Origin of the sequence: Paraburkholderia sp. SIMBA_027 (assembly GCF_046535315.1) — a bacterium.
Taxonomy (GTDB): Bacteria; Pseudomonadota; Gammaproteobacteria; order Burkholderiales; family Burkholderiaceae; genus Paraburkholderia; species Paraburkholderia tropica.
Genome location: NZ_JAWRWY010000003.1, coordinates 527,626 through 534,871, shown reverse-complemented (window position 1 = coordinate 534,871; position 7,246 = coordinate 527,626). Strand labels below are relative to the sequence as shown.

General features: G+C 67.8%; 6 protein-coding genes and 1 pseudogene. 6 read left to right on the top strand and 1 reads right to left on the bottom strand.

The genetic code is table 11. The features are described 5' to 3' along the window. The 4 genes and pseudogenes from SB764_RS08035 to SB764_RS08020 form a co-directional block, all read left to right on the top strand. Positions 1–138, top strand: a pseudogene (locus SB764_RS08035) (electron transfer flavoprotein subunit alpha/FixB family protein); the annotation flags it as partial. Positions 139–348: 210 nt separating this feature from the next. Further along, complete coding sequence (locus SB764_RS08030; RefSeq protein ID WP_065057714.1) at positions 349–672, top strand: DUF485 domain-containing protein; 324 nt, start codon at positions 349–351, stop codon at positions 670–672. After that, positions 669–2,363 (top strand): cation acetate symporter, encoded by a 1,695-nt coding sequence (locus SB764_RS08025; RefSeq protein WP_065057713.1) that lies wholly within the window; start codon positions 669–671, stop codon positions 2,361–2,363. The genes SB764_RS08030 and SB764_RS08025 overlap by 4 nt, the downstream gene beginning before the upstream one ends. A gap of 313 nt (positions 2,364–2,676) precedes the next feature. Next, entirely contained in the window at positions 2,677–4,728 is a 2,052-nt protein-coding gene (locus SB764_RS08020; protein ID WP_321865888.1) for a VTT domain-containing protein, read from the top strand. Positions 4,729–4,819: 91 nt separating this feature from the next. Here SB764_RS08020 and SB764_RS08015 read toward each other — a convergent pair whose 3' ends face one another. Next, entirely contained in the window at positions 4,820–5,104 is a 285-nt protein-coding gene (locus SB764_RS08015; RefSeq protein ID WP_321854516.1) for a hypothetical protein, read from the bottom strand. A gap of 216 nt (positions 5,105–5,320) precedes the next feature. On the opposite strand from SB764_RS08015, the gene SB764_RS08010 reads away from it, so the two are divergent. After that, positions 5,321–6,403 carry a Dyp-type peroxidase gene (locus tag SB764_RS08010; RefSeq protein ID WP_065057710.1) on the top strand — a complete coding sequence of 361 codons (1,083 nt, stop codon included), beginning with the start codon at positions 5,321–5,323 and terminating at the stop codon, positions 6,401–6,403. Then, positions 6,396–7,196 carry a family 1 encapsulin nanocompartment shell protein gene (locus SB764_RS08005; RefSeq protein ID WP_065057709.1) on the top strand — a complete coding sequence of 267 codons (801 nt, stop codon included), beginning with the start codon at positions 6,396–6,398 and terminating at the stop codon, positions 7,194–7,196. The genes SB764_RS08010 and SB764_RS08005 overlap by 8 nt, the downstream gene beginning before the upstream one ends. Positions 7,197–7,246 lie beyond the last annotated feature (50 nt).

Below are 7,246 nucleotides of genomic sequence, written 5' to 3'. Positions count from 1 at the left end.
CTCGCGGGCATGAAAGATTCGAAGGTGATCGTCGCGATCAACAAGGACGAGGAAGCGCCGATTTTCACCGTAGCCGATTACGGTCTCGTCGGCGATCTGTTCACGGCCGTGCCGGAACTCGTGAACACGCTCGCATAAAGCGCGAAACCCGAAGCACAAAACCTGAAACACGCAGCACCCACAAGACGCGAATAAATAGCGCGCGCGCCGCCCCGCTCTCCAGCGGCGCGGCGCATTCAAAGACACAACAACAGCGTTCCCGTCGGAGAAAGCGTCAGGCAACCCCGTGAAGGTGGCCCGGCCCCGTTCGTCCGTCGCCTATCCGGCGGCACTGGCAAGGAGACACCTATGGCCTCATCCTCGATCGACACGATCAAGGCGCATCCCGAGTACCGGCAGCTCGTCGCGGCACGACGCCGCTTCAGCTTCTCGCTCACCGCGCTCATGATCGCCCTGTATTACGGCTTCATCCTGATCGTCGCGCTCGCGCCGCATCAGCTCGCGCATCCGCTGTATGCGGGCGCGACCACGAGCGTCGGCATTCTGGTCGGCGTGGGCATCATCCTCGGCGCGATCGCGCTGACCGGTTTCTACGTGCTGCGCGCCAATCGCCGCTTCGACCCGGCCATGCGCGCGCTCATCGCCCGGCTGCAACACGAGGTGACGGCATGACGCGCCCGCTTCGTTCATTCGCCGCGCTCGCGCTCGCCACGGCCTCCGTGCTCGCGCACGCCAACGTGCCCGCCGGCCCGGCCGCGCCCATGCCGCCGCATCAGCACAATCCGGTGGCGATCGGCATGTTCCTGCTGTTCGTGCTCGTCACGCTCGGCATCACGCAATGGGCCGCGCGCCGCACGCGCACCACGCGCGACTTCTACACCGGCGGCGGCGGCATCACCGGCTTCCAGAACGGCCTCGCCATCGCCGGCGATTACATGTCGGCGGCCTCGTTTCTCGGCCTCTCGGGCATGGTGTTCATCTTCGGCTTCGACGGCCTGATCTATTCGATCGGCTTCCTCGTCGGCTGGCCGTTCGTGATGTTCCTGATCGCCGAACCGCTGCGCAATCTCGGCAAATTCACCTTCGCCGACGTCGTCGCCTATCGCTTCGCGCAAGGCCCGATCCGCATGATGACCTCGGCCAATTCGCTCGTCGTAGTGATCTTCTACCTGGTCGTGCAGATGGTGGGCGCGGGCAAGCTGATCGAACTGCTGTTCGGCCTCGACTACTGGATCGCCGAAATCGTGGTGGGCGCGCTGATGGTGATCTACGTGTTCTTCGGTGGCATGACCGCGACCACGTGGGTGCAACTCATCAAGGCCGCGCTGCTGCTGTGCGGCGCGACGCTCATGGCGATTCTCGCGCTCGCGCAATTCGGCTTCAGCCCGAACGAGATGTTCCGCCAGGCCGTGAACGTGCATCCGGGCGCGCTCAGCATCATGGCGCCCGGCAAGCTGATCCGCGACCCGCTCAACGCGCTCTCGCTCGGCATCGCGCTGATGTTCGGCACGGCGGGCTTCCCGCACATCCTGATGCGCTTTTTCACGGTGCCGAACGCGAAGGAAGCGCGCAAGTCGGTGTTCTATGCGACGGGTTTCATCGGCTATTTTTATCTGCTCACGTTCGTGATCGGCTTTTCGGCGATCGCGCTGCTCGCGCAGCATCCGGAGTTCTTCCGCCTCGACGCCGGCGGCCACTTCAATCTGACGAGCGACCTGCTGGGCGGCTCGAACATGGTGGCCGTGAAGCTCGCCCAGGCGGTGGGCGGCAATCTGTTCTACGGCTTCATCGCGGCGGTCACGTTCGCGACGATCCTCGCCGTGGTGGCGGGCCTCACGCTCTCGGGCGCGACCACGGTCTCGCACGATCTGTACGCAAGCTGGCTCGCGCGCGGACGCAAGGACGAACGCCGCGAAATGCGCATCTCGCGCGTGGCGACGCTCACGCTCAGCGTGATCGCAATCGCGCTCGGCATCCTGTTCGAGCATGCGAACGTGGCGTTTCTCGTCGGTTTGGTGGCGGCGGTCGCGGCCAGCGCCAACTTCCCGGTGCTGGTGATGTCGATCTTCTGGCGCGGCATGACCACGCGCGGTGCGGTGGCGGGCGGCGCGCTCGGCCTTGCGGCTTCGGTGCTGCTCACGCTGTTCTCGAAGTCGGTGTGGGTCGACGTGCTGCATCACGCCCACGCGCTCGTCATGCTCGACAACCCGGCGCTTGTGTCGGTGCCGCTCGCGTTCATCGGCATCTGGACGGTCTCGCGCCTCGATAACAGCGCGCGCGCCCGCAAGGAGCGCGAAGCGTTCGCGGCCCAGGAGTTCTACGGCCAGACCGGCCTGCTGCCGATGGAAGCGGTCAAGCACTGACGCAAGCCGGACGCGCGGAAAGCGCACAGAAAGCGCAACACGTGCTGAACGCCCCGCGCCGCGCGCCTCGCGCGCGCTGCGGGGCGTTTTTTCATGGGCGCGGCGGCGTCACGGCGGGCGCAAGCCGGCGGCGCGCCGGAACCGTAGCGGTGCAGCACCGCGCGCGCAAATCCGACCCCGGTTATATTGCGGATGGGGACGCGCGCTTCGCTCACGACGACCAGTACGCCGGTGACGCCGCGCGCCGCGCCCCGCGCCGATCCACCGCCGCGCCGGCCCGCGCGGCTCCCAACCAGGCACCCAACCCGCGTCGATGGAGCACGCCTACGTCCAGTTGCTGCACCTGCTCGCCGAGTATCCCGGCTGGACGCTCGCGTTCGTCGTGTTCGCCGCGTTCCTCGAATCGCTCGCCCTCATCGGCACGTTCTTTCCGGGCAGCACGGCGATGTTCATCGCGGGCGCCTTCGCGGGCACGGGCGCGCTCAATCTCGGCTGGCTGTTCGTCTGCGCGATCGTGGGCGCGGTGGCCGGCGACGCGCTGAGCTTCTGGATCGGCCGCCGTTATTGCGACTCCATCGTCAAGGTCTGGCCGTTCAGCCGGCATCCCGCCATCCTCGAAAAAGCCGAAGCCTACTTCGCGCGCCACGGCACGCGCAGCGTGATCCTCGCGCGCTTCGTCGGACCGCTGCGCGCCGTGGTGCCCATCGTCGCGGGCATGGCGGGCATGACGCCGATGCGCTTTTTCGTGATGAACGTGATTTCCGCGCTCGTCTGGGCGCCCGCGCATATCCTGCCGGGCGTGGTGTTCGGCGCGTCGCTGCAACTGGCGGGCGCGGTGTCGTTCCGGCTCGTGGTCGCGCTGGCGATGATCGCGCTCGCGTTCTGGCTGATCTGGCGCTTCACGCACGTGCTGCTCGCGCATCTGGACCAGTGGGCGGGCGCCTCGCGGCGCGGCGCGGCGCAGTGGGCCCAGCGGCACGGCGAAAGCCACGCGGCGCGGCGCATCGCGCGCCTGCTCGACCCCAGGCAGCCCGCGCTCGGCGCCGTGCTGGTGGTGACGGCGCTGGTGCCGCTGTGCGCCGCCGTGTTCTCGTACGTGCTGAGCAACCTGCTGCGCGGCGATCCGCTCGTGCAGATCGACCAGTCGGTGCGCCTCTTTCTGCATTCGATCCACACGACCTGGGCCGACGACGTGCTCGCGCGCGTCGAAACGCTCGGCAGCAATCTCACGCTCGCCCTGCTGGTCGTGACCGTGACGGCGTGGATGGCGCTCGAACGGCGCTGGCGCACCATCGCGTACTGGATGCTGGCCGCGGGCGTCTCGCAGGCGCTCATCCTCGTACTGCGCATCCTGATCCATCACGACGTGGGCGCGGCGGCGCACGTGGGCGCATACGTGTTCCCGAGCGACCGCGTGGCGTCGATGGTGATCGTCTACGGCTTCATGATGTTCCTGCTCGTGCGGCGCGCGAACATGCCGCAGGCCGCCATCGTGGCGACGCTCGGCAATGCGATCGTGGTGTCGGTGACTTTCGCTGGCCTTTATTTCGACCGCTTCCTGTTCTCCGACGCAATCGGCGGCGCGGCCTTCGCCTCGATCTGGGTCGCGGCGGTCGTGCTGCTCTCGCTGTGGCGCTATCCGCAGCGTCCGCCCGAGCGCAACGTGATGCCGTCGATCGTGCTCGCGGTGCTGGTGCTGGCGCTCGTGCTGCAACGCGGCGCGGCCGGGCACGTGGCGGCCGTCGAATCGCGCGACGAAGAACCGCCGGTCGTCGTCAGCCAGCTCGCGTGGACCGACACGCTCTGGCGCACCTTCGCGTGCTACCGCGTGGACATGAAAGGCGAGCGCCGCGAGCCGATGACGCTCCAGTGGGCCGCCAGCGCCGCCGACCTGAGCCACGCGCTGCGCGACGCGGGCTGGAGCGAAGGCACGCAGTTTTCGGTCAAGAGCGTGCTCTCGCTGGTCGCGCCGAACGTCGACGCGCTCTCGCTGCCGCTGCTGCCGAAGCTGAACAACGGCCAGCCGTCGCCGCTGGTGTTCGCGCGCCTGCATCTGCCCGACGATCCGCAACGGCCCGGCAGCCGCCGCGACGTGCTGCGCTTCTGGCCGACCGGCTATGCGCTCGCGTCCGCCGACACGCCGATCTGGGTGGGCTCGCTCGTGCACGAACGGCTGCGCCGCGCGTCCTGGCCGTTCAACGTGCTGACGACCTACGTGGATCGCGACAACGACGGCAGCGACCAGGTCCGCCGCCCCGACCTGGCCGCGCCGGGCGAGCCGCCCGGCTGGCGCGTCATGACGATGCCGGGCAGCGAAGGCTGCGAAGGGCGACCGGTCATGCTGGTCGTTTCCGGCGGCCGCTGATTGAGCGCGGCGATTCCACGCACCGCCTGACAGCTGCGCCCGGCCCTGCTGGCACAGGCGTTCGCGGCGTTCGCGGCGACCGACGCGATCGCTACGCGCCCGGCTGGGCCTGCGACTCGGCCCAACTGCCGCTGGCGTGGAAGCGGTCGATGCGCGAGCGCGCGTCGGCGTACGCGGCGTCGAGCGCCGCATCGGGCCCGACGTAATTGCGCATCAGATCGTGAAAGCGCACGCTGCGCCCGTCCAGATGCGCGTCCGCGCCGTGCCGGCAGATATAGCCGCTGTAGTGAAACAGCGGCTCGGGCGAACGCGGCCCGAATGCCGGAATCGGCAACACCCAGATTTCGAAGCCTTCATGTTCGGTGTGGTCCCACATGACTGATCTCTCCGCGGACAGGACAGGGCTATCGTCGCACGCGCGCCTTTTACCTGCAAACCGCCTGTTTCCGCGAGTTTGATTACACTATGCGGCACTGGCCCCCACGCTCCCCACGCGCGCCCGGCAGGGAACCGAAAGCTTCCCCGCCCGCGCGCCGCCGCGGCGTGCGCGGTGCCGTATCCGCATCCGACTTCACGAGCGAAACCCCACACCATGACGCCGGCCTCACTCACGCAGGAACCGCAGTCCGTCTCCAGCGCCGTCACCCGCAGCGCGTTTTTCATCGTCCTGTCCGTCAACGAGGATGCCGCCAGCCGCGCCGCCGTGCGCGCCTGGTGCGCGGACGTCGGCAATCTCGTGCGCGCCGTCGGCAAACGCGTGCCCGCCGGCAACCTCTCGTGCGTGGTCGGCTTTTCGTCCGACGCATGGGACACGCTGTTCGGCGAGCCGCGTCCCGCCGAATTGCACCCGTTCCGCGAATTCGGCAAGGGCGAGCGCGTGGCCGTCGCCACGCCGGGCGACATCCTGCTGCACATTCGCGCCGACGAAACCGACCTCTGCTTCGAACTCGCCACGCAGCTCATGAAGAAGCTCGACGGCGCGGTGACGACCGAGGACGAAGTGCACGGCTTCCGCAACTTCGACATGCGCGCGATGATCGGTTTCGTCGACGGCACCGAGAATCCGACCGGCAACGAAGCGGTCCATTTCACCGTGATCGGCGAAAACGAAGACCCCGACTTCTGCGGCGGCAGCTACGTGCTGGTGCAGAAGTACCTGCACGACATGAAGGGCTGGAACGCGCTGCCCGTGGAAGCGCAGGAACACATCATCGGGCGCACCAAGTTGCAGGACATCGAACTCGACGAAGACGTGAAGCCGAGCTGGTCGCACAGCTCGCTGACCACGCTCGACGACGCCGACGGCAACGAGATCAAGATCCTGCGCGACAACATGCCGTTCGGCCGGCCGGGCTCGGGCGAGTTCGGCACGTATTTCATCGGCTACGCGCGCTCGCCCGCGCCCATCGAGCAGATGCTGGAAAACATGTTCGTCGGTTTGCCGCCAGGCAACTACGACCGCCTGCTCGACTTCAGCCGCGCCGTGACCGGCGGGCTGTTCTTCGTGCCGTCGCAGCCGCTGCTCGAAGCGCTAGCCGACCACGAACCGGGCGCGGCCGCCACCATCGACACGCCGGACGCCTCGGCGCCGGACACGCAAACCGAGACGGCCGCCGCGAACGCGGACGGCTCGCTCGCCATCGGATCACTCAAAGGAGCACCCCGGTATGAATAACCTCCATCGCGAGCTGGCGCCCATTTCCACGGCCGCGTGGTCGCAGATCGAAGAAGAAGTCGCGCGCACCTTCAAGCGCTCGCTGGCGGGCCGCCGCGTCGTGGACGTGAACGGCCCCGGCGGCGCCGCGCTCGCCGCGGTCGGCACCGGCCATCAGAACGGCATCGAAGCGCCGCTCGACGGCATCCGCGCGCGCCAGCGCGAAGTGAAGGCGATCGTCGAACTGCGCGTGCCGTTCGAACTCTCGCGCGAAGCCATCGACGACGTCGAGCGCGGCGCGGAAGACTCCGACTGGCAACCGGCGAAAGACGCGGCCACGCGCCTCGCGTTCGCCGAAGACCGCGCGATCTTCGACGGCTACAAGGCCGCGCAGATCACGGGCATTCGCGAAGGCACGTCGAACCCGCTGCTGCCGATGCCCGCCGACATCGCCGATTACCCGACGGTCATCGCCAAGGCGCTTGAACAACTACGCCTGCAGGGCGTGGACGGCCCGTACGCGGTGCTGCTCGGCTCGGACGCCTACACGGCCGTGAGCGAGGCGAGCGATCAGGGCTATCCGATTCTCGAACACATCCGCCGCCTCGTGAACGGCGAGATCATCTGGGCGCCGGCGATCGAAGGCGGCAGCATTCTCAGCACGCGCGGCGGCGACTTCGCGCTGCATCTGGGTCAGGACGTGTCGATCGGCTATGCCTCGCACGACGACAAGAGCGTGAAGCTGTATCTGCAGGAAAGCTTCACGTTCATGATGCTGACGTCCGAAGCGTCGGTGACGGTGACGGCGGAGTAAGCGCGCGCGTCGCACTTAACGCACGTGCATGACGCACACGCAAAAAAAGG